Source organism: Methylosinus trichosporium OB3b, assembly GCF_002752655.1.
Taxonomy (GTDB): domain Bacteria; phylum Pseudomonadota; class Alphaproteobacteria; order Rhizobiales; family Beijerinckiaceae; genus Methylosinus; species Methylosinus trichosporium.
This window is the reverse complement of sequence record NZ_CP023737.1, coordinates 941,852-960,798: the sequence shown is the minus strand read 5'-3', so window position 1 is coordinate 960,798 and position 18,947 is coordinate 941,852. Positions and strand designations below refer to the sequence as shown.

22 protein-coding genes and 1 tRNA gene are annotated in these 18,947 nt (G+C 67.4%); 9 read left to right on the top strand and 14 right to left on the bottom strand.

What is annotated here, in order from left to right; translation table 11 throughout:
* Window positions 1–30: 30 nt before the first annotated feature.
* From cysQ to CQW49_RS04620, 4 genes are read right to left on the bottom strand one after another with little or no spacing between them, the layout of a single operon-like run.
* Window positions 31–852: a 3'(2'),5'-bisphosphate nucleotidase CysQ gene (gene cysQ, locus CQW49_RS04635; RefSeq protein WP_003612868.1), complete on the bottom strand. Its 822-nt coding sequence runs from the start codon at window positions 850–852 to the stop codon at window positions 31–33.
* Entirely contained in the window at window positions 849–1,148 is a 300-nt protein-coding gene (locus CQW49_RS04630; protein WP_003612869.1) for an acylphosphatase, read from the bottom strand. Before CQW49_RS04630 ends, cysQ begins: the two co-directional genes overlap by 4 nt.
* Window positions 1,145–2,017 carry a pantoate--beta-alanine ligase gene (gene panC / locus CQW49_RS04625; RefSeq protein WP_003612870.1) on the bottom strand — a complete coding sequence of 291 codons (873 nt, stop codon included), beginning with the start codon at window positions 2,015–2,017 and terminating at the stop codon, window positions 1,145–1,147. Before panC ends, CQW49_RS04630 begins: the two co-directional genes overlap by 4 nt.
* Before the next feature lie 8 nt (window positions 2,018–2,025).
* Window positions 2,026–2,478 (bottom strand): gamma-glutamylcyclotransferase family protein, encoded by a 453-nt coding sequence (locus tag CQW49_RS04620; protein WP_003612872.1) that lies wholly within the window; start codon window positions 2,476–2,478, stop codon window positions 2,026–2,028.
* Between the two features lie 334 nt (window positions 2,479–2,812).
* On the opposite strand from CQW49_RS04620, the gene ssb reads away from it, so the two are divergent.
* The 3 genes from ssb to recF all read left to right on the top strand — a co-directional run bounded on the left by ssb (window position 2,813) and on the right by recF (window position 5,356).
* A complete protein-coding gene (gene ssb / locus CQW49_RS04615; protein WP_003612874.1) occupies window positions 2,813–3,349 on the top strand; it encodes a single-stranded DNA-binding protein in 537 nt (178 codons plus the stop codon).
* Window positions 3,350–3,832: 483 nt separating this feature from the next.
* Window positions 3,833–4,090: a hypothetical protein gene (locus CQW49_RS04610; protein WP_003612877.1), complete on the top strand. Its 258-nt coding sequence runs from the start codon at window positions 3,833–3,835 to the stop codon at window positions 4,088–4,090.
* A gap of 117 nt (window positions 4,091–4,207) precedes the next feature.
* Window positions 4,208–5,356, top strand: a complete 1,149-nt coding sequence (gene recF / locus CQW49_RS04605; protein ID WP_003612879.1) for a DNA replication/repair protein RecF — start codon at window positions 4,208–4,210, stop codon at window positions 5,354–5,356.
* A 193-nt stretch (window positions 5,357–5,549) separates the two neighbouring features.
* Here the strand turns inward: recF and CQW49_RS04595 are convergent, their stop codons facing one another.
* The 3 genes from CQW49_RS04595 to rpmG all read right to left on the bottom strand — a co-directional run bounded on the left by CQW49_RS04595 (window position 5,550) and on the right by rpmG (window position 8,018).
* Entirely contained in the window at window positions 5,550–6,419 is an 870-nt protein-coding gene (locus CQW49_RS04595) for a prephenate dehydratase (protein WP_003612881.1), read from the bottom strand.
* 67 nt (window positions 6,420–6,486) lie between these two features.
* A complete protein-coding gene (locus tag CQW49_RS04590) occupies window positions 6,487–6,894 on the bottom strand; it encodes a hypothetical protein (protein ID WP_003612883.1) in 408 nt (135 codons plus the stop codon).
* A gap of 956 nt (window positions 6,895–7,850) precedes the next feature.
* Window positions 7,851–8,018: a 50S ribosomal protein L33 gene (gene rpmG / locus CQW49_RS04585; protein ID WP_003612885.1), complete on the bottom strand. Its 168-nt coding sequence runs from the start codon at window positions 8,016–8,018 to the stop codon at window positions 7,851–7,853.
* A 218-nt stretch (window positions 8,019–8,236) separates the two neighbouring features.
* Here rpmG and CQW49_RS04580 point away from each other — a divergent pair.
* The 3 genes from CQW49_RS04580 to CQW49_RS04570 all read left to right on the top strand — a co-directional run bounded on the left by CQW49_RS04580 (window position 8,237) and on the right by CQW49_RS04570 (window position 9,519).
* Window positions 8,237–8,312, top strand: a tRNA-Asn gene (locus tag CQW49_RS04580).
* A 171-nt stretch (window positions 8,313–8,483) separates the two neighbouring features.
* Entirely contained in the window at window positions 8,484–8,699 is a 216-nt protein-coding gene (locus CQW49_RS04575; RefSeq protein WP_003612887.1) for a hypothetical protein, read from the top strand.
* Window positions 8,700–8,826: 127 nt separating this feature from the next.
* On the top strand, window positions 8,827–9,519 hold the full coding sequence (locus tag CQW49_RS04570; protein WP_003612889.1) for a hypothetical protein: 693 nt from the start codon (window positions 8,827–8,829) through the stop codon (window positions 9,517–9,519).
* A 6-nt stretch (window positions 9,520–9,525) separates the two neighbouring features.
* On the opposite strand, the gene CQW49_RS04565 is transcribed toward CQW49_RS04570, so the two are convergent.
* From CQW49_RS04565 to CQW49_RS04540, 6 genes are all read right to left on the bottom strand, one after another.
* Window positions 9,526–10,089 (bottom strand): hypothetical protein, encoded by a 564-nt coding sequence (locus CQW49_RS04565; RefSeq protein WP_003612891.1) that lies wholly within the window; start codon window positions 10,087–10,089, stop codon window positions 9,526–9,528.
* 75 nt (window positions 10,090–10,164) lie between these two features.
* On the bottom strand, window positions 10,165–10,359 hold the full coding sequence (locus CQW49_RS24355; protein WP_003612893.1) for a hypothetical protein: 195 nt from the start codon (window positions 10,357–10,359) through the stop codon (window positions 10,165–10,167).
* A 164-nt stretch (window positions 10,360–10,523) separates the two neighbouring features.
* The gene (locus CQW49_RS04555) at window positions 10,524–11,633 is read right to left on the bottom strand and encodes a cell wall hydrolase (RefSeq protein WP_003612894.1); all 1,110 of its coding nucleotides are present in this window, start codon (window positions 11,631–11,633) and stop codon (window positions 10,524–10,526) included.
* A gap of 129 nt (window positions 11,634–11,762) precedes the next feature.
* Window positions 11,763–12,182 carry a secondary thiamine-phosphate synthase enzyme YjbQ gene (locus CQW49_RS04550; RefSeq protein ID WP_003612895.1) on the bottom strand — a complete coding sequence of 140 codons (420 nt, stop codon included), beginning with the start codon at window positions 12,180–12,182 and terminating at the stop codon, window positions 11,763–11,765.
* A 98-nt stretch (window positions 12,183–12,280) separates the two neighbouring features.
* The gene (locus CQW49_RS04545; RefSeq protein WP_003612896.1) at window positions 12,281–13,633 is read right to left on the bottom strand and encodes a sensor histidine kinase; all 1,353 of its coding nucleotides are present in this window, start codon (window positions 13,631–13,633) and stop codon (window positions 12,281–12,283) included.
* Complete coding sequence (locus tag CQW49_RS04540; RefSeq protein ID WP_024749995.1) at window positions 13,633–14,352, bottom strand: response regulator; 720 nt, start codon at window positions 14,350–14,352, stop codon at window positions 13,633–13,635. The genes CQW49_RS04545 and CQW49_RS04540 overlap by 1 nt, the downstream gene beginning before the upstream one ends.
* 190 nt (window positions 14,353–14,542) lie before the next feature.
* Between CQW49_RS04540 and CQW49_RS24350 the strand changes: the two genes are divergently transcribed.
* The 3 genes from CQW49_RS24350 (at window position 14,543) to CQW49_RS04530 (ending at window position 16,045) form a co-directional block, all read left to right on the top strand.
* Window positions 14,543–14,842 (top strand): hypothetical protein, encoded by a 300-nt coding sequence (locus tag CQW49_RS24350; protein WP_003612898.1) that lies wholly within the window; start codon window positions 14,543–14,545, stop codon window positions 14,840–14,842.
* Between the two features lie 62 nt (window positions 14,843–14,904).
* The gene (locus tag CQW49_RS04535; protein ID WP_003612899.1) at window positions 14,905–15,792 is read left to right on the top strand and encodes a sterol desaturase family protein; all 888 of its coding nucleotides are present in this window, start codon (window positions 14,905–14,907) and stop codon (window positions 15,790–15,792) included.
* A 22-nt stretch (window positions 15,793–15,814) separates the two neighbouring features.
* The gene (locus tag CQW49_RS04530) at window positions 15,815–16,045 is read left to right on the top strand and encodes a cysteine rich repeat-containing protein (RefSeq protein WP_003612900.1); all 231 of its coding nucleotides are present in this window, start codon (window positions 15,815–15,817) and stop codon (window positions 16,043–16,045) included.
* Between the two features lie 55 nt (window positions 16,046–16,100).
* Here the strand turns inward: CQW49_RS04530 and ppdK are convergent, their stop codons facing one another.
* Complete coding sequence (gene ppdK / locus CQW49_RS04525; protein ID WP_003612901.1) at window positions 16,101–18,779, bottom strand: pyruvate, phosphate dikinase; 2,679 nt, start codon at window positions 18,777–18,779, stop codon at window positions 16,101–16,103.
* Window positions 18,780–18,947 lie beyond the last annotated feature (168 nt).

Genomic DNA, 18,947 nt, shown 5'->3' with positions numbered 1-18,947 from the left:
CTTGCCGAGGCCAAGAATCTCGCGCGAAGCTTAACAAAATCTTGCGTCGGTCGGATCTCCCAGCGCGATGAAGGGGCCGTTGCGATAGCCGGCCTCGGCCTTGCCGTAACGCAGCGGACGGCCGGAGGGATCGAGCACGGCGCCGCCGGCGGCGCGCAGCACGGCGTCGCCCGCGGCGGTGTCCCACTCCATGGTCGGCCCGAAGCGGGGATAGAGATCGGCGCCGCCCTCCGCGAGCCGGCAGAATTTGACCGAGGAGCCGGCGTCGCGAATCTCCGTCACGCCATGCGCGCGCAGAAAGGCCTGGGTCTCCGCGTCGATATGCGAGCGGCTGACGAGAGCCGTCGGCCCGGTCGGCGGAGTCTTCCGCGTCGCCAGCCGGCGCCATGCGTCCGGCGGCGGCGCCGGCGCGCCGGGGGCGGCGGCGGCGCCATAGGCGAGCGCGCCCGCGAACCATAATTGCCCGAGCGCGGGCGCGAACACGGCGCCGGCGCAGGGGACGCCGTCGCAGACGAGCCCGATATTGACGGTGAACTCGCCGCTCCGCGCCAGAAACTCGCGCGTGCCGTCGAGTGGGTCGACGAGCAGGAAGAGGTCGGCGGCGCCGGGAATCACGCCCTTGGCGGCCGCCTCCTCGGCGACGATCGGAACGCCCGGTGCGATGATGGCGAGCTCGGCGAGCAGCATGGCCTCGATCCGCTCGTCGGCCTCGCTGACCGGGCTCGAATCGTTCTTGAGCCGTGCGACGATATCGGGCGCCGCGAGAACATCCATGGCGATGACGCCGGCGCGCGCCGAAAGATCGGCGAAAGCCAGTGCGAGGCGATCGCGCTCGCGATCGTCGATCATCATGCGGGCGGAAAGCCGATGTCGCCCGCGCCCTCGCGCAGGACGGCTTCCTCGGCGTCGTCGCAGCGCAGCGCGTCGACCCGGGCCGCCGGCGGTCCGCGCCGCGCGGCGGCGACGAGCGCCTCGATCGCCGCCGCGGGACCGCCCGCGACAATCTCCACCGAGCCGTCGCGGCGGTTGCTCGCCCAGCCTTCGAGCGCGAGCCGCCCGGCCTCGCGCGCGACGAAGGCGCGAAAGCCGACGCCTTGCACGCGGCCCTCCACGATGATGCGTAGAATGCGGCGATCCTGGAAATTCATCGGGCCTCCTCGACGGCAATGTTGTCGATGAGCCGCGTCGCGCCGAGGCGCGCGGCGGCGAGCAGCCGGGCGGGGCCATCCTGCCGACGCGCGATGCGCGCCAGCGTCAGCGCATGGCGCGCCTCGAGATAATCTATGGCGAAGCCCGCCGTCGCGACCTCCTCGCGCGCTTCGCCCATCACATGGCCGATCGGCTCGCCCGCCGAGATCCGCCCGGCCGCCGCGACGAGCGCGCGATGCAGCGCCGGCGCGACTCGCCGCTCCTCATCCGAAAGATAGACGTTGCGCGAGGACATGGCGAGCCCGTCGGCTTCGCGCAATGTCGGCGCGCCGACGATCTCGGCGCGCAGGTCGAGGTCCCGCGCCATGCGCCGGATCACCAGCAATTGCTGGTAATCCTTCTCGCCGAACACGGCGATGTCCGGCTCCGCCTGATTGAGCAGCTTGGCGACGACGACGGCGACGCCGGCGAAATGAGTCGGTCGGAACCGGTCCTCGAGATCGGCTTCGGCGGGCCCGCCGACGGTCACGCCGGTTGAAAAACCCGGCGGATACATCTCCTCCACCGCCGGCGCATAGCAGAGGTCGGCGGCGACGCGCGCGAGCCGGTCGAGATCGGCCTCGAGCATGCGCGGATAGCGGCCGAAATCCTCATTCGCCGCGAATTGGGTCGGATTGACGAACACCGAGACGACGACGCGCTCGGCGCGCCGCCGCGCCTCCTCGACGAGCGAGAGATGGCCGTCGTGCAGCGCGCCCATGGTGGGGACGAAGCCGATTCTCTCCCCGCGCGCGCGCCAGTCCGCGACGCGGCGCCGCAGCTCGGCGAGCGAGCCGACGAGGGGAACGGAAGGGGCGGAACTGGTCATGGCGCGGCTCACGAAGACGCGCCGCGAAGGGGCGCGCGAGGGACGAGGCTGTCGAGATGAGCGACATAGGCGGCGGGCAGCGCCGCCGCGTGGGCGGCGGCGGCGACGCTCTCCATATAGCCCGGCGCCGGCGCGCCTTCACGCGTCGCGGCGCCGACATAGACGAGCGCATGGACCGAGCCGGCCGCGCGCTCGCGCAGCACCGGCAGCACGAGCTTTCGATAGAGGCCGCGCGCCACATCCTCATAGCGGTCGAGCGCCGGCGCATCGGCGAGGGAGAGATCCCATAGAAGACCATGAACATCGGCGCGATTGTCGCGCATCACGCCGGCGAAGCCGGTCTCCAGCACCACGAAGCGATGACGGGCGAGCCGGGCGCGGCCGAGCGGGCGCGAGCGCGGGCAGCGCCGCGCCATCGCGGCCGTGTCCATATTGGCGCCATAGGCGAAATAGAGCGGCATGAGAGTGGCCCGTTGCGATGGGTCGTTCTAGAGCGCTTTCCGATCGAACGGAATCGTTCGATCGATCAGAATTCGCTCGAGCGAAAGAGCGCTAGAATCTTATCCGATCCAATCGGATCGGATAAGATTCTAGCGCATTGCGAGCGCGCCCGCGAGAGCTTCGCGCGACAGAGCTCCCGGCGAAAGCGCGGCGCGGTCCGCTTGCGCGAGGGGCGGCGTGCTGCTAGAACGAAAATAGAACATAAGCGGGCGCTTTACTGTGGACAACGGAACCTATATCCGCCGGCGTCCATTGGTTCGAATTAAAGTAGCCGGGTTCTGAAGGGAGAAGGCGATGGCGGGCAGCGTCAACAAGGTGATCCTGGTCGGCAATCTGGGGCGTGATCCGGAGGTGCGCACGCTTCCTTCCGGCGACCGCGTCGTCTCCTTCTCGGTGGCGACGTCGGAAAGCTGGCGGGATCGCAACACCGGCGAGCGGCGCGAGCGCACCGAATGGCACAATGTGTCGATCTTCAACGAGAATCTCGCGAAGATCGCCGAGCAGTACTGCCGCAAGGGCTCCAAGATCTATCTCGAGGGCCAGCTGCAGACGCGCGAATATCAGGACAAGGATGGGATTCAGCGCCGCGCGACCGATGTCGTTCTGCAGCGCTTCCGCGGCGAGCTGGCGCTGCTCGACAGTCGCGGCGGCGGCGCCGGCGCCGGTGATTATGAAGGCGGCGGCGGGGGCTATGGATCGAGCAGCGGCGGCGGCTCCAGTTTCGGACGCTCCTCGCCGATGGAGCGCTCGTCCGGCGACCGCGCGCCCGCGCCCGCTCCGGCCGGCGGCGGCCGCCTCTCCGATCAGCTGGACGACGACATTCCCTTCTGATCGTCGGCCTCGACAGCGCGTTGCATTGCAGGACTTCGAGCCGCTCGCGAGACGCGCGTAACGAAACTGTCGTCTATTGTTGACAGCTCCGTAGAGAACGGCCTATTTGCCCCACGGGGCAACGCGCCCGAGAACAAGAAGAAGGGTCGAACCCCCGAAGAGAAGAGGGAAGGAAGAATTCGCGTCCCGGCGACGGCGGCTGCGGCTTTCGTGGAAACACGGCTTCGGCTTTCGCACTCGGCGGGTCCCGACTGTTCGTGCGTCGAGCCCGACGACCGCGACCGGCGCGAGGCCTCGCACGAGAACGATTTGGCTGTCCGTTCGGCGCACGGCGCAAGACCCAAGGTCCGACGCCGCTCCGCCGCGCTTGCCAGAAGCGAAGGATTTCTAGAGGATCGACGACGCCGAGGTCACGCTGACAAGGGTGGAACGCCGGCGTCGAAAAGCAAGAATGAAGTCAAGAGAAGAAGAGGGAAGACAGAGATGAAATTCTACGCCCTTATCGCCGCCGCCGCTCTGTTCGTCGGGGCTTCCGGCGCCGCTTTCGCGGAATGCGACCCCAAGAAGGCCGACGTGGATGTGGACAAGCAGGCGAAGTGCTCGGAGAAGTGCGAGGACGGCTGGATCAGCGGCAAGCAGCACTACAGCTCCAACATGGCGAAGCTCAAGGCGGACTCCGCCGCTTGCTTCCAGAAGTGCGATTGCGTCGCTTATGGCGACAAGGTTCTGCAGGTTCAGTAAGGATCTGACGTCCGCATAGCGGAAGCGAATCGGCCGCCGCTGGACGCCACCCGTCCGGCGGCGGTTTTTTTGCACCTATCGTCCGGCTCGGGTCGCCGACGTGATATTGCAGGCTCGATGATCAGCGCCGATCCGCCCCTCGCCCCACGCGTGCGCCGGCTGCGGCTCGCCGATTTCCGTTCCTACGCCGCGCTCGATATCGCGATCCTGTCGCCGCTCGTCGCGCTGACCGGCGAGAACGGCGCCGGCAAGACCAACATCCTCGAGGCTCTGTCGCTGTTTTCTCCCGGCCGCGGGCTGCGCGGCGCCGAGATCGCCGAATGCGCGCGGCGCCAGGGGGCGGGGGGCTTCGCAGTCTCGATCGATCTCGACAGCGACGACCGTCTCATGCAGCTCGGGCACGGCTTCGAGATCGGCGCGCCCGGCGAGACTCCCGCGCGCCGCTTCCGCATCGATCGCGTTCCGGTCTCCTCCGCGCGCGCTTTCGCCGATCATCTGCGGCCGCTATGGCTGACGCCGGCGATGGACGGACTCTTCGCCGGATCGGCGGGCGATCGGCGCCGTTTCCTCGATCGGCTGACGATGAGCGTCGACGCCGAGCATGGCGCGCGCGCGGCGCGCCTCGAGCGGGCCTTGCGCAACCGCAATCGCCTGCTCGCTGAGGAGCAGGCGGACAGCCGCTGGCTCACGGCGGCGGAGCGCGAGATCGCGGCGCTCGCCGTCGCCGTCGCCGCGGCGCGGCGCGACACGGTGGAGCGCCTGCGCGCTCTGATCGCGGCCGAGCGCGACGACGCCTCGCCCTTTCCCTTCGCCGAGCTGTCGATCGACGGCGAGCTTGAGCGCTTAGTCGGCGAGGAGCCGGCGCTGCGCGTCGAGGATCATTACCGCTCCGTGCTAGCGGCCATGCGCCGCCGCGACGCCGCCGCCGGCCGCACGCTGAGCGGGCCGCAGGCGAGCGATCTTCTCGTGCGCCACGGTCCCAAGGACGAGGCGGCTCGCGCCTGCTCCACGGGCGAGCAGAAGGCGCTGCTGACCGGCTTGGTGCTCGCGCATGCGCGCCTCGTCGCGGCGACGACCGGGACGGCGCCGCTGCTGTTGCTGGACGAGATCGCCGCCCATTTCGACGCATTGCGCCGCGAGGCTCTGTTCGAGGCGCTGGCGCGCATCGGCGGACAGGTGTGGATGACGGGCGCCGACCCGCGCGTCTTCGATTCGCTCACTGGCCGCGCCGATCTATTGCGGGTGACGCCGGGGCGGGTCGGTTAGGACTCCTGCGTCACAAACAAGCACAACGATAGGGCGGTCGCCATCGCGAGGACCGCAGCGACGAGGGGCACGGCTCTAGATTGCTTCGCTGCGTTCGCAATGACGAGCCGGCTTCCGTTGGCGCATATCAGAATATCTGTGCTCGAAAAATTTCCGATCGAACGGATTCGTTCGATCGATCCCTGCCGCCGAATCAATCGCCGTGTTCGAACGGCCGCTTCATCTCCAGCCGGAAGCGATGTGCGGGATAGACGCCGATGATCTCGAGCTCCTTGGAGAAGAAGCGCAGCTCCTCGAGCGCGCGGGCGAGCGCCGGCTCGTCGGGATGGCCGTCGACATCGGCGAGGAAGCGCGTCGCCGCGAACTCGCCGTCGACCATATAGCTCTCGAGCTTCGTCATGTTGACGCCATTGGTGGCGAAGCCGCCGAGCGCCTTGTAGAGCGCCGCCGGCACATTGCGCACGCGGAACACGAAGCTCGTCATGGTCGGGCCGTTGTTCGGCGCCGGCCATTGCGGCGTCTTCGACAAAACCACGAATCGCGTGGTGTTGTGCGCCGCGTCCTCGACATTCTCGGCGATGATGTCGAGGCCGTAGATGTCGGCGGCGAGGCGCGGCGCCAGCGCCGCCTTGCTCGCGTCGTTCCACTCGGCGATCTCGCGCGCGGCGCCGGCGGTGTCGCCGGCGGTGTGGGCGGCGAGGCCGAGCTCGCGGATGGCGCGGCGGCACTGGCCGAGCGCATGCACATGGCTGTAGACGCTGCGCAGGCTCTCACGGGTCGCGCCGCGCGGCGCCATCAGCTGAAAATGAATCGGCAAAAAATATTCGCCGATGATGTGCAGGCCGGAATTGGGCAGGAAATGATGGATGTCGGCCACGCGGCCAGCGATCGAATTCTCGATCGGAATCATGCCGAACGCGGCGACGCCGTCGGTGACGGCGGCGAAGGCGTCCTCGAAGCTGGCGCAGGGCAAAGGCTCGAGCTGCGGATAGGCGTCGCGGCAGGCGATGTCGGAATTGGCGCCGGGTTCCCCCTGATAGGCGATTTTCGGCTTATTCGTCATCCAACGCATCTCCACATCGAGCGAAGGCCGAAGCCGGCCTTCGCTGGAGCGCTCGTCGCGCACGGCGTCAATAGGCGTTCTGATCCTCGCCGACCCAGCCCTTGTCGGAGCGAACGAAATGCAGCGTGCCCTCGCTCTTCAGCACCTCGCCCTTCTTGAAGCTCTGATCCTGGGCGAGGCCGAGATAGGCGCAGCGGCCGCGCAGCTTCTCATCGGCGCAATGCGCCTCGTAGTCCTCGGGGAATTGCACCTCCGCCTCGTACCAGAGCTCATAGGCCTCGGCGCTCGGCGTCTTGACGTCGCGTCCGTCGACCTTCTTGAACGCGATCAGCTTGGCGCCGACATCCTGCTTGGAGAGAAGATTGCGCAGCACCTTGGCGCCGACGGCGTCGCCGGGCTCCCGACCGCCGCTGCAACCGCCGAGCGCGATCGTCGCAGCCGCCGTGACCGCCAAGAGAAGGACTCTCATCGTCATCGAACTTTCCTCCCGCGCCCTCGCAGCGCTGCTTTTTTTGCCGGCGGTCGTCGTTGTCGCGGCTCCGGCCCGGCCGATTTGCCACAAAGCGCCAGTGCGAGCAAAGGGCGAATCTGCGGCGCGACGCAGCGGCGACGCCCGCGCTCGGCCGCCGCGCCTCGTCGAAGCCGTCGGACCCTCTCCGCAAGTGACTGATTTTATGTCGGCGTGTGGAATTTTGTAGAAAATCTTGCTGGAAGGTTGCATTTTTATGCGGCTGAGCTAACCTCATCTCTGCCAAAACGAGGTGCGCGTCTGGCGGCGTCAGCGGTCGAGAAGAATAAAAGCCCGTGGCGTGACAGTGCGTTCGATGCGTATCGGCAAACAACTTCGAATACCCTGCGGAGTGCTCAGGTCCGCCGCATCTCCTGGGTCCGTGGGGTTGGCCGGCTGGCGTTGGTTGGAGTGGCCTCCTTAAAGCCAGCGTCAGTCGGCCGCCTTCGTTTCTCTCCCGAACGAAGGCTGGAAGAGCGAAGCAGTCGCTCTAGAGAGGGAGACGTTCCACCCGAGATGAAAAGTTCCGCCACTGGGCGGAGCGAGCCTTCACGTTGGCTCGGTGTCGCCGAAGCGCTCGCCGTGATCGGCTGCGCGACGGTTCCCTTCGCTATGCGCCGCTTTTGCGGTGAGGAAAACGTTCAGCGAACGGTCCGCGGCTCTGGATTGCTTCGCTCGACACGCGGCCGTCGTTGGAGGAGCGACGCGACGAAGCAATGCAGAGCCGCTGGTCGGATTCTCGACGACTTCCCTTCGCGACGCTCCCGCATTGTCTCGACAGCGAGGCTCCAAAGGCGCGTTTCTTTGCGCCTTGACGCCGGGAGGCGACGATCGGGCAAGTCGCGCTTTGCAGTGCCATGACGCGAAACGCCCCCGCAAGCCACAGGGCTTCGGGGGCGTTTCGCAACACCGCTACGGATGCGTCACTTGATCTTGGTTTCCTTGAACTCGACATGCTTGCGCACGACCGGGTCGTATTTCTTGAACACGAGCTTCTCGGTCTTGGTGCGCGCATTCTTCTTGGTGACGTAGAACGTGCCCGTGTCGGCGGTCGACAGGAGCTTGATCTTGATCATGGCGGATTTTGCCATCGGGTTCGGTCCTGCATGTCGAGGGGACTGGTCGCTCCGGTCCCGATTCAACCCGAACCCGGCGGCGAATTGCGCGCACCATACGAAGGCGCGCCGCATTGTCAAGACGGCCGCGCGACAGACGGCCCGGCGGCGCCGAATGCGCCGAAGAGAAGTCGCGATGCCTGTCGATGAGGGCTTGGCAAGGCGACGCCGAGCGGCTATATCGCGGCCACCGTTCCCCGATAGCTCAGCCGGTAGAGCAAGCGACTGTTAATCGCTGGGTCGCAGGTTCGAGTCCTGCTCGGGGAGCCACTCTTCCAACAGAAATGTGAATGGGCTGTGTCGCTCGGCTGATGCGGGCGGCGCGATCATGTCCGATTCCGGCTGGGCCGGCGTTTCGGCGTCGCCCGCCGATGGACGAATCGATCGGGTCTCGATCAGCAATGCGAAATGGGTGGGCGTCGAGGTCGGTGGAGCAATCACGTGTCCATCGCCGACAGATCGGCGGCCAACAGCGAGACCAGTATTTCCGCTGGGGCGAACAGCAAGATCGTTCTTTCCCATTCCTTCGTCGCCGAGAATAAGACCAGGGTCGTTCGCTTCGGCGCGACGCCGATGTTGGAGAGCGCCGGCGACAACATGATTCGCGACAATGTGACCAATGTGAAAGGCGTCATGGCCATGGTGGGAATGCAGTGAGGGCGAAGGGCGGCGACGAAAAATTGACGTTCGCCGCGCCTTTGGGCATGGTCTGCGCCCTATCGACCGAGTCTCGCGGCCGTTGTCGGAGCCGTCGCCGCCGGCCCTGCGAGAGGGAGAGCCACCCATGAGCAATGACCGCCCGCCGATCCCGCACGACGGCGTGCCCGCGAAGCCGCCGCAGGATGGGGACAAGCATCCGCAGGATGCGTTGGAGCCGGCGCCGGAAGAGAGCTGGATCGAGAAGGTCGAGGAGGAGATCGAGGAGGTCGTAACGCAGCCGCCGCCGGTTCTGTTCCTGCGGGTGCTGAAGATCGATCTGCCTTATATCATCATGTTGACGGCGGCCTTCCTCGGCATCGGCGTCGCCACCTTCACAGGCGAGCTGACGCCGCTCTATTGGGAAGCGCTGGCCCCGGTCTATTGCATCACCTGCATTTATGCGGGATGGCGCCACGCCAACTCGCGCGAGGAGCGCGTGCGGCTGGTTTGGAGCCAGGCGGCGCATTGGTTCGCGGTCCTGCTGACGATGTATGTCGTCTATCTGCCGCAGGTGCGCGACGTGATGAACACCAACGCCGCCGGCCTCACTCTGATGGCGATTCTGGCGCTCGCCACCGTGCTCGCCGGCATTCATGCCGAAGCCTGGCAGATCTGCGTCGTCGGCGTCGTTCTGGCGGTGGCCGTCCCGGTGGTCGCCTGGATTCAGCAATCGGCGCTGATGATGACGGTGCTGGTGATCGGCGTGGTCTTCGCCGGCTTCGTCGGCGCGTCGCTCTGGTGGACATCGCATACGGAAAAGCGGCGCGAGTCGACCTGAGCCGCGTCACCCAGCCGGCGAGCCATGCACATGGACGTCATGGCCCGAGTGCCGGGTCATGATGTCGAGCGCCCGCTTCTCGTGATCCTCGTCCCAGGCGCGCACCCAGAGCAGCAATCCGCCGCGGTCGAGCTGCTCCTGCAGCGTCTGCGCATGACGATCGCCGATCAGCTTGCCGAGCACAGCGCCGATGACGCCGCCCGCTCCGCCCGCGGCGGTCGCGGCGAGGATCGCAGCGGCCATCGTGCCGCCGGACGCGAGGATCAGCCCTGCCGCTCCGACCGCGCCGACATAGAACAGCCCCCCGACCAGCGCGCCCTGCGCCTCGCCGATGGATTCGGGCGCGACATAGAAAGTGCGCGGGACATTGGCGTCGTCCTCCATCTCCGAGACTTTCTTGTAGCGGTGGCCGAGCTTCTCCTCGACGACATGCTCGCTGGTCATCAGGCTGATGTCGGCGCGATCGAATCCCGATGTCTGCAATTCGTCGATCGCGGCCTGCAGCGCGTCGGCCGTGTCGAACACGCCGACGGCCTCGCGGACATCGCCGCTGTCATTTTCGGACGGCATGAGAACCTCCCTCGGGCGGAACGCCTTCCTCTTATCTAGGGCGTTCCAAGGCGAAAGCCGGAGGGGGCGAGGGAGCTATTGGTGGGGGGCCGCTTTCAGGCTGGCCTCGATCGCCACGATGGTGGGGACAATGGCGTCTTTCTCGCGTTGCAGATGCATATTCAGGCTCGCGCCGTCCCGCCCCTCGAGCTCATGGATGGTTTCGAGGCGGTATTCGAGAATCTCGAGGACGATTTCCGCGTTTCTTCGTTCCAGCTCGATTTTGACCATGGCGGCCTCGGCGCTTTGTCGGTCAACGACCGTGGGCCGGGAGGCGTTCCGCAATCTCTAGAGCGCTTTCCGATCGAACGGAATCGTTCGATCGATCAGAATGCGCTCTATCTGATCCAATTGGATCAGATAGCGCTCTGAGAGACGGCCGTTGCGCGCGCGCCTCACGTCTGTCCCGGGCGCAGTCGATAGAAGATATGATTGCCGATCCGATCCGTTCGCTTCAACGCTTTCGCCCAGCGCGGCTTCACATAATTGGCGTGGTAATGCGTCGAGCGGCCGACGTCGGAGAGATAGGTCTCGCCGGTCATGACCTCGTCGGCGATGCGTGTCGCGCTCGCCCAGGCTTCCGGCTCATTGATGCGCAGCCTGCGGCCTTCGCAGGCGAAGGAGAATTGGCAGGCCTTGTAATGGGTGCGGTTCTGATAGACGACGCCGCAGACGCTCGCAGGATAGAGGCCCGAGGAAACACGGTTCAGCACCACTTGCGCGACCGCCGCCTGTCCCGCTTCGGGCTCGCTGCGCGCCTCGAAATAGACCGCCTCGGCGAGGCAACGCTTCTCGCGCTCGAGCTTGGCGGGGTCGATGAGCGCCGCGTAATCCGGGCGCGCCGGCGTCGCGGGCGTGAGCGTCGCATGCGAGAAGGAGGCGACCTCGATCGGCAGAGCGTCGCGCCGCGCCGGCGTCGATGAAACGAGCGCGGCGGCGCGCGGCGTCTGCGGCGTCGCGCCATGGGCGGCGCGCTCCTTGGTGGCCTCGTTGGAGACGACGCGCTGCGTCGTCGCCGAGCCGCGCTGCCGCGGCGACGCCTGGCCGGCTCCGCGCTGCGTGGTCGGAGCGCCGGGGTCGTCGGCGCCGAGCCCGTCTTCGCCGGGCGAGAAGGCGGCGACCGTCGATTCGCCATCGGCGCCGGGCGCCAAGGCCACCGTCTCGACTCCGTCCGCATTCCACGAATCGAAGCTCGGCCGCAGCGCGATCAGCGGATCGCCCTTATGCGCGCGATTGACCGCGGGAAAGCGCTGGACATTCTGCTTGAGCACGACATGCGGCTCGCGCTCGTCGGGCGGCTCGGCGAGATCGTCGGGGGCGCCGATCTCGAGCCGCGCAATATGAACGCGCGAGCGCGCGGACGAGCGGGCGGCGAAGGGCGAGAGGCTCCAGCCATCCGCGGGCCGCTGGCCGGCGTCGGCGGTGAAGGACACCAGCAGACCCGTTCCCAGCCACCAGGGCGCGATCACGCCGATGGCCCAGCTCACTCCCGACCGACGCCTCATACGCAGACTCCCGCGTGGCTCCGTGGCGCAAAAGCCACAGCGCTCGCCGATACGCTCGACGCTGAAACTATCGCTTGTTAGGCTTGCGGCTCCGTTACAGGGCTTGCGCGATTCGCGTCTCAGAATGGATCATTCGCCGAGGAGATGGGCGACGATCTCGCGGACGTGCGCGCCGCGCCTGTGCTCGAAGAGATAGACGCCCTGCCAGGTTCCGAGGGCGAGCGCGCCGCCGGAGAGCGGAATGGAGATCTGCGTCTGCGTCAGCGCGGCGCGAATATGGGCGGGCATGTCGTCGGCGCCTTCGCTGTCGTGCTCATAGAGCCCTTCTCCCTCCGGCGCCAACCCGGAGAAGGCGCGTTCTAGATCGCGCAGCACGGCGGGGTCGGCGTTCTCCTGAATGACCAGCGAGGCGGAGGTGTGCCGGCAGAACAGGGTGAGGAGGCCGGTGGTCAATCGCTGCTCGCGCGCAAAGGCCGAGACGGAGCGCGTGACGTCGTAGAAGCCCTTGCCGCGCGTCTCGACGCGGAAATGATGGAGCGCTTGTCGCATCACGCCAATGTGCGGGCGGGGAGGGGCGTTTGTCCAGAGCGGGAACGACGGGGCCGGCGCCGACGAGAGACGGGAAACATGCGGCCGGATTTCGCTCGTCAAATCTGGAACAAGGGCAGCGCGACCGTGATGCGGCCGCCGCCCGTCGCCGAGCGCCCGATCGCCACCGCGCCGCCATGCGCCTCGGCCACAGCGCGCACGATCGAAAGGCCGAGCCCCGCGCCGCCGGCGCCGCGGCTGCGCGAGGCCTCGAGCCGGCTGAACGGCTCCAGCATCAGCTCACGCTGAGGTTCCGGTATTCCCGGCCCTTCGTCCTCGACCACGATCTCGATCGCATCGGCGCGAGGCGTCAGCGAGACATGCGCGACATGGCCGTATTTCAGCGCATTGTCGACGAGGTTGGCGAGGATGCGGCGAAGCGCCAGCCGGTCCCCGAGCACGATCGGCGCGCTCGCCGGAAGCGCGCCGCGAAGATCGACGGCGGCGTCCTGCTCGCGGCGGTCCGCGATCTCCGTTTCGACGAGCGCCGCGATGTCGACCATTTCGTGCGTCAATTCGCCTGCGCCGGCGCGGCTCGACAGCAGCGCGTCGTCGAGCAGGCGAATCATGTCCTCTATGTCGCCGATGGCGCGGCGACGCTCGGTCTCGTCGGCGATCTGCTCGACTCGCAGGCGCAGCCGCGTGGCGAAAGTGCGCACATCATGCGATATGCCGCCGACGAGCGCGAGCCGGGCCCGCAGCAGGGCGGAAAGCCGCGCCTGCAGCCGCTCGAAAGCGGCGATGAGCGCGCGCGCCTCGGGCGCCCTGCCGCGCGGTTGCGGCAGCGGCGCCGGCGACCCCGAAAGATCTATCGCATCGACTGCGGCGGCGAGACGCGCCAGCGGCTTGGTCTCGCGATACGTCACGATCAGCGCGCCGAGCGCCACCAGAGTGCCGAACAGCCCGGCGCCGAGTCCGATCGGCAGGCCGGTGCGCGCGAGAACCAGCGCGCCGCGCGTGTCGATGAGCAATGTCTCGCCGCTGCGCAAGGCGATGCGAAATTCGAGCGCATTGGTGAGCGCGCCAGCGAGGCGAGGGGCGAAGCGCCCGAGCGGCGTCGTCGGCCGCCAGACGAGATCGAGCGAGCGATCGCCGAGCGCGGCTGCGTAATCGCGGCGAATGAATTCGGCGACGCGCGGATCGGCCGGCAGAGCGCGCGCCGACTCGCCCGCGAGCAGCTGCGCCGAAAATTGCGGCGAGGCGATCGCCCGCAGCGCCAGCGCGCGCTCGGCCGGCGGCGCACGCTCGACGAGGTCGACGACGGCGGCGACGCGCTCGGCCGAGGGTCGTGCGCGTGCGCTCTGCGCGGCGGTGAAGCGATAGAAGACGGCGATGCCGACGATCCACGCCGCCACGAGGCTCATGACGACGATGAGCGTGATGCGCGCGGCGATGGTGAAGCGGGACGTCATCAGATTCTCCTGACCTCGGCTCTGAGCAGATAGCCGCCGTTGCGCACGGTTGCGATGAGATCGCCGCTCGCGCCGGCGGCGTCGAGCTTTCTGCGCAGCCGCGAGACCAGCATGTCGATCGAGCGGTCGAACGGATCGGCGGCGCGCCCATGCGTCCAGTCGAGCAATTGGTCGCGCGTCAGCACGCGGCGTGGATGCTGCGCGAAACAGGCGAGGAGATCGAATTCGGCGCTGGTGAGCGCAATCTCGCTCCGCTGCGGCTCGATGGTTTCGCAATCGCGCGCGTCGAGATCGAGAATGAAGCGATCGAAGGCGAGGCGCCGACTCGCCGGCCGGGTCGGCGCGGCGTGCGCACGCCGCAGCAGCGCGCGCACGCGGGCGAGCAACTCGCGTGGCCCGAAAGGCTTCGTCAAATAATCGTCGGCGCCCATTTCGAGCCCGACGACACGGTCGATCTCGTCGCTCTTCGCCGTCAGCATCAGGATCGGAATTGTGTCGCGGGCGCGCAGGCGCCGGCAGATGGAGAGTCCGTCCTCGCCGGGCAGCATCAGATCGAGGATCACGAGATCGGGCCGCGCGCGCGAAAGCTCGGCATCCATCGCCGCGGCGTCGGGCGCAACGATGAGCTCGAAGCCCTCGCGCCGCAGAAAATCGCCGACGAGCCGGCCGATTTCCGGATCGTCCTCCACCATGAGGAGCCTCGCCGCAGGAGCGTTCATGGCGACACTGTCGATCTTGCGCCGTTGCGAAGCAAGACGCGCGGCGTGACTGTTACGCATCGTTACAAATGGGCGACAAATCACGACAAAATGCTTTTCCCTGGTGATCGGCGCGCGACATCGCCGGCCGACTCTCCTCGGGCCTTCGACGCGAAGCGGCGCCGATGGCGTGAAACGAGGAGTTCGATAAATGCCGAGATTTGTCGTTGCATCGGCGCTCGCCGCCGTTCTTTCCCTCGCCGCAGATTCCGATGCGGCGGCATGGACGAGGTCCGTTTCCGCCCATGGCCCTCGCGGCGCCTCCTACGGACGAACCATGAGCTGCGGGGGTGGCGGCTGCTCCTGGTCGCGCAGCGTGCGCGGTCCACATGGAGCAGCATGGAGCCGCTCCGGCTCCGCCTCCTGCGGCGGCGGCGCCTGCAATGTCTCGGGACGCGGCGTTGGCCCGCACGGCTACGCCTATGGCTATTCCCGCTCTGTCTACCGTTGAACGGACGCCCCGAGCGAGCGCGGCGAGACGTCGCCCTTCATTCTCTTCCACGAGGCCCCATTATGCTCAGTCTCGAAAGCTCATCCCTCGATCTGCGAATGCGCATGATCATTCTCGCCGCGGCCATCGGCTTCATGACGCTCGAATATCTGTTCTCACGCCATGCTCGTCGCGATGAGCACGATCTGCGCGAGAGCGCCGCCTCGCTCGGCGTCGCGTTCGGCCGCATACTGCTGCGCGGCGTCGAAGGCTTCGCCGTCGTCTGGCCCTTCGCCTTCGCCTATGAGCACAGGCTGCTCGACTTCGATCAGATGAGCGCGCTCGCGCTCGTCGCGCTCTTCGTCGGCGTCGAGTTCTTCTATTATTGGCATCATCGTGCGTCGCATCGCGTGCGCTGGCTATGGGCGACGCATTGCGTCCATCATTCGTCCACCCGGCTCAATTACACCGCGGCGGTGCGCCTCGGCTGGACAGGCGGCGTCTCGGGCGGTTTTGTCTTCTTTCTGCCGCTCGCCTTTATCGGCTTTCATCCGGTCGCGATCGTCGGAATGCTGACCTTGAACCTCCTCTATCAGTTCTTCATTCATACCGAGCTCGGCCCTCGGCTCGGCTTTCTCGAGCATGTGCTGAACACGCCGGCGCATCACCGCGTTCATCACGCCTCCAACGATTCTTGCCTCGACAAGAATTTCGGCGGCGTGCTGATCCTGTTCGATCGCCTGTTCGGCACTTTCGCCGAGGCCCCGCGGCGCGAGGCGATGCGATATGGGCTCGTCGGCGCGCGGCCGAGCTATAATCCGCTGCGCATCGCCTTCGGAGAATGGCCGGCGATGCTCGCCGACGCCCGCGCCGCGCGCGACTGGCGCGGCGTTCTCGCGGCGCTCTTCGCGCCGCCGGGCGCCGCCCGCCCTGCATCCGAGTCCGTCCATGACCGCCGCTTCGCGATTTGATCGCATGATCGGAGTTGAGAAGATGATCCGTAGAACCATCCTGATCGCAACGCTCTTCGCCGCCGCCTATGCGCCCCTTGCGAGCGCGCAGGACCAGCGCGCCGATTTGAAGGAGGCGCTGAAGAAAGCCTGTCGCGACGATTATCAGCAATTGTGCAATGGCGTCATGCCGGGCGGCGGCCGCATTCTCGCCTGCCTGCGCAGCCATTCGAGCGAGCTATCCCCGGCCTGCGCGGCGGCGCTGCCGAAGTAGGGCGCAGAAAAAAATGCGAGCGAGCGCGGCTGTCGGTCGCGCTCGTTTTTTCGCGTCAAGCCGTGCTCGTCGCCGTCTTCCCCAGCGCCGCCTGCGCCGCGGCGAGGCGGGCGATCGGCACGCGGAAGGGCGAGCAGGAGATATAGTCGAGGCCGACGCTCTCGAAGAAGGCGATCGAGGCCGGATCGCCGCCATGCTCGCCGCAAATGCCGAGCTTGATGCCCGGCCGTTCGGCGCGGGCGCGCGTCGCGGCGAGGCGCACCAATTCGCCGACGCCCTCCTGATCGATGGTCACGAAAGGATCGGCGGGGAGAATGCCCTTTTGGGAATAGACGCCGAGAAAGGCGCCGGCGTCGTCGCGCGAGACGCCGAGCGCGGTCTGCGTCAGATCATTGGTGCCGAAGGAGAAGAACTCCGCCGTCTGCGCGATCTCGCCGGCGCGCAGGCAGGCGCGCGGCAATTCGATCATCGTGCCGACTTTGTAGGAGGGCGTGAGGCCGGTCTCCTCGGTCACTGCTGCGGCTGTCGCCGCCACTTGCGCGCGCACGAAATCGAGCTCGGGCCGGCCGAAGACGAGCGGAACCATGATCTCGACCGTGGCGGCGACGCCGGTCACGGCCGCGGCGGCGATGGCCGCCTCGAGAATGGCGCGCGCCTGCATCTCGACGATCTCGGGGAAGGCGACGGCGAGGCGCACGCCGCGAAAGCCGAGCATCGGATTGAACTCCGAGAGCTCGCGCGCGCGCTGGCGCAGCTTGGCCGGGTCGGCGCCCATGGCGCGGGCGACCTCGGCGATCTCGGTGTCCGAATGGGGCAGGAACTCGTGCAGCGGCGGATCGAGCAGGCGGATCGTGACCGGGAGGCCGGACATGATCTCGAACAATTCCTGGAAATCGGCGCGCTGCATCGGCAGCAGCTTGGCGAGGGCGGCGCGCCGTCCCGCCGCATCGTCGGCGAGGATCATCTCGCGCACCGCGACGATGCGCTCGCCCTCGAAGAACATATGCTCGGTGCGGGCGAGGCCGACGCCTTCGGCGCCGAATCGTCTCGCAGCGCGGGTGTCCGCCGCGGTCTCGGCGTTGGCGCGCACGCGCATGCGCCGCGCCTTGTCGGCCCAGCCCATCAGCACCGCGAACTCGCCGGTGAGCTCGGGCTGGCGCATCGTCACGGCGCCGGCGATCACACGGCCGGCCGAGCCGTCGATGGTGATGAGATCGCCCTTGGAGAAGCGCCGGCCGGCGACCGAGAAGCTCTGCTCCTCGTAATTGACGCGGATCGCGCCGACGCCGCAGACGCAGGGCTTGCCCATGCCGCGCGCGACGACCGCCGCATGCGAGGTCATGCCGCCGCGCGTCGTCAGAATGCCCTCGGCGGCGTGCATTCCGCCGATGTCCTCCGGGCTCGTCTCGACGCGCACGAGAATCACCTTGCGCCCGGCGGCGGCGAGCTTCTCCGCCTCGGCGGCGTCGAACACGATCTCACCAGCCGCGGCGCCGGGGGAGGCGGGCAGTCCGCTCGCGAGAATCGCCGGCTTGGCGTCGGGGTCGATGGTCGGATGCAGCAATTGGTCGAGCGACAGCGGATCGATGCGCAAAATCGCTTCCTCGCGCGAGATCAGCCCCTCGGTCGCCAGGTCGACGGCGATTTTCAGCGCCGCCGGCCCGGTGCGCTTGCCGGCGCGGGTCTGCAGCATCCACAGCCGGCCGCGCTCGACCGTGAACTCCATATCCTGCATGTCGCGGTAATGCGTCTCCAGCCGCTGCGCGATGGCGCGGAACTCGGCGAATATCTGCGGCAGGGCCGCCTCCATCGACGGCCGCTCCGACCCGCCGGCGCGGCGCGCCGCCTCGGTGATCGACTGCGGCGTGCGAATGCCGGCGACCACATCCTCTCCCTGCGCATTGATCAGGAACTCGCCATAGAGTTCGCGCGCGCCGGTCGAGGGATTGCGGGTGAAGGCGACGCCGGTCGCCGACTGATCGTCCATATTGCCGAACACCATGGCCTGGACAGTGACCGCCGTGCCCCAATTCTCCGGAATATTGTGCAGCTGCCGGTAGATGATCGCGCGAGCATTCATCCAGGACGAGAACACCGCGCCGATCGCGCCCCATAATTGCTGCCGCGCGTCCTGCGGGAAGGGGCGGGAGGTCGCTTTCTCGACAATCTCCTTGAACAGAGCGGCCACCTTGCGCCAATCCTCGGCGGTGAGCTCCGTGTCGAGCGTCTGGCCCCGGGCCGCCTTGTAAGCCTCGAGCGCGTCCTCGAACTCGTGATGCTCGAGGCCGAGCACGACGGTCGAGTACATCTCGATGAAGCGGCGATAGGAATCATAGGCGAAGCGCTCGTTGCGGGCGATCTTCGCCAGGGCCTCGACGGTCTCGTCGTTGAGTCCGAGGTTCAGCACCGTGTCCATCATGCCGGGCATGGAGGCGCGCGCGCCCGAGCGCACCGAGACCAGCAGCGGCCAGTTCGTCTCGCCGAAGGCGTGGCCGGCGATCTCGCCGAGCCGGGTCAGCGCCGCTTCGACCTCCGCTTCGAGATCAGCGGGATAGGTCTTGCCGTTCGCGTAGAAATGCGTGCAAACCTCGGTGGTGATGGTGAAGCCGGGCGGCACCGGCAGGCCGAGAGCGGCCATTTCGGCGAGATTGGCGCCCTTGCCGCCGAGAAGGTCGCGCAGGGCGGCCGAGCCGTCCGCGGCTCCCGCACCGAAATGATAGACCCATTTGGTCATCGCATCGCTTTCCGAGGCGCCATTGTGCAGCGCACTCCAAGTCGCGCCGCTCCATACAAGAACCGGACCGTCGGGCGCGGAACGGCCGCGCCGAGGGCGATATATCGCATATAGGAGCTTAAGCGCTCGACGGCGCTGCAGGAAGAGGCGAAGGCGGGTCGTTGCGCG

Bases quoted from the DNA above. Each gene is read 5' to 3' on its own strand.
- cysQ (WP_003612868.1), bottom strand. From the start codon at position 852: ATGATGATCGACGATCGCGAGCGCGATCGCCTCGCACTGGCTTTCGCC.
- CQW49_RS04630 (WP_003612869.1), bottom strand. From the start codon at position 1,148: ATGAATTTCCAGGATCGCCGCATTCTACGCATCATCGTGGAGGGCCGC.
- panC (WP_003612870.1), bottom strand. From the start codon at position 2,017: ATGACCAGTTCCGCCCCTTCCGTTCCCCTCGTCGGCTCGCTCGCCGAG.
- CQW49_RS04620 (WP_003612872.1), bottom strand. From the start codon at position 2,478: ATGCCGCTCTATTTCGCCTATGGCGCCAATATGGACACGGCCGCGATG.
- ssb (WP_003612874.1), top strand. From the start codon at position 2,813: ATGGCGGGCAGCGTCAACAAGGTGATCCTGGTCGGCAATCTGGGGCGT.
- CQW49_RS04610 (WP_003612877.1), top strand. From the start codon at position 3,833: ATGAAATTCTACGCCCTTATCGCCGCCGCCGCTCTGTTCGTCGGGGCT.
- recF (WP_003612879.1), top strand. From the start codon at position 4,208: ATGATCAGCGCCGATCCGCCCCTCGCCCCACGCGTGCGCCGGCTGCGG.
- CQW49_RS04595 (WP_003612881.1), bottom strand. From the start codon at position 6,419: ATGACGAATAAGCCGAAAATCGCCTATCAGGGGGAACCCGGCGCCAAT.
- CQW49_RS04590 (WP_003612883.1), bottom strand. From the start codon at position 6,894: ATGACGATGAGAGTCCTTCTCTTGGCGGTCACGGCGGCTGCGACGATC.
- rpmG (WP_003612885.1), bottom strand. From the start codon at position 8,018: ATGGCAAAATCCGCCATGATCAAGATCAAGCTCCTGTCGACCGCCGAC.
- CQW49_RS04570 (WP_003612889.1), top strand. From the start codon at position 8,827: ATGAGCAATGACCGCCCGCCGATCCCGCACGACGGCGTGCCCGCGAAG.
- CQW49_RS04565 (WP_003612891.1), bottom strand. From the start codon at position 10,089: ATGCCGTCCGAAAATGACAGCGGCGATGTCCGCGAGGCCGTCGGCGTG.
- CQW49_RS24355 (WP_003612893.1), bottom strand. From the start codon at position 10,359: ATGGTCAAAATCGAGCTGGAACGAAGAAACGCGGAAATCGTCCTCGAG.
- CQW49_RS04555 (WP_003612894.1), bottom strand. From the start codon at position 11,633: ATGAGGCGTCGGTCGGGAGTGAGCTGGGCCATCGGCGTGATCGCGCCC.
- CQW49_RS04550 (WP_003612895.1), bottom strand. From the start codon at position 12,182: ATGCGACAAGCGCTCCATCATTTCCGCGTCGAGACGCGCGGCAAGGGC.
- CQW49_RS04545 (WP_003612896.1), bottom strand. From the start codon at position 13,633: ATGACGTCCCGCTTCACCATCGCCGCGCGCATCACGCTCATCGTCGTC.
- CQW49_RS04540 (WP_024749995.1), bottom strand. From the start codon at position 14,352: ATGAACGCTCCTGCGGCGAGGCTCCTCATGGTGGAGGACGATCCGGAA.
- CQW49_RS24350 (WP_003612898.1), top strand. From the start codon at position 14,543: ATGCCGAGATTTGTCGTTGCATCGGCGCTCGCCGCCGTTCTTTCCCTC.
- CQW49_RS04535 (WP_003612899.1), top strand. From the start codon at position 14,905: ATGCTCAGTCTCGAAAGCTCATCCCTCGATCTGCGAATGCGCATGATC.
- CQW49_RS04530 (WP_003612900.1), top strand. From the start codon at position 15,815: ATGATCCGTAGAACCATCCTGATCGCAACGCTCTTCGCCGCCGCCTAT.
- ppdK (WP_003612901.1), bottom strand. From the start codon at position 18,779: ATGACCAAATGGGTCTATCATTTCGGTGCGGGAGCCGCGGACGGCTCG.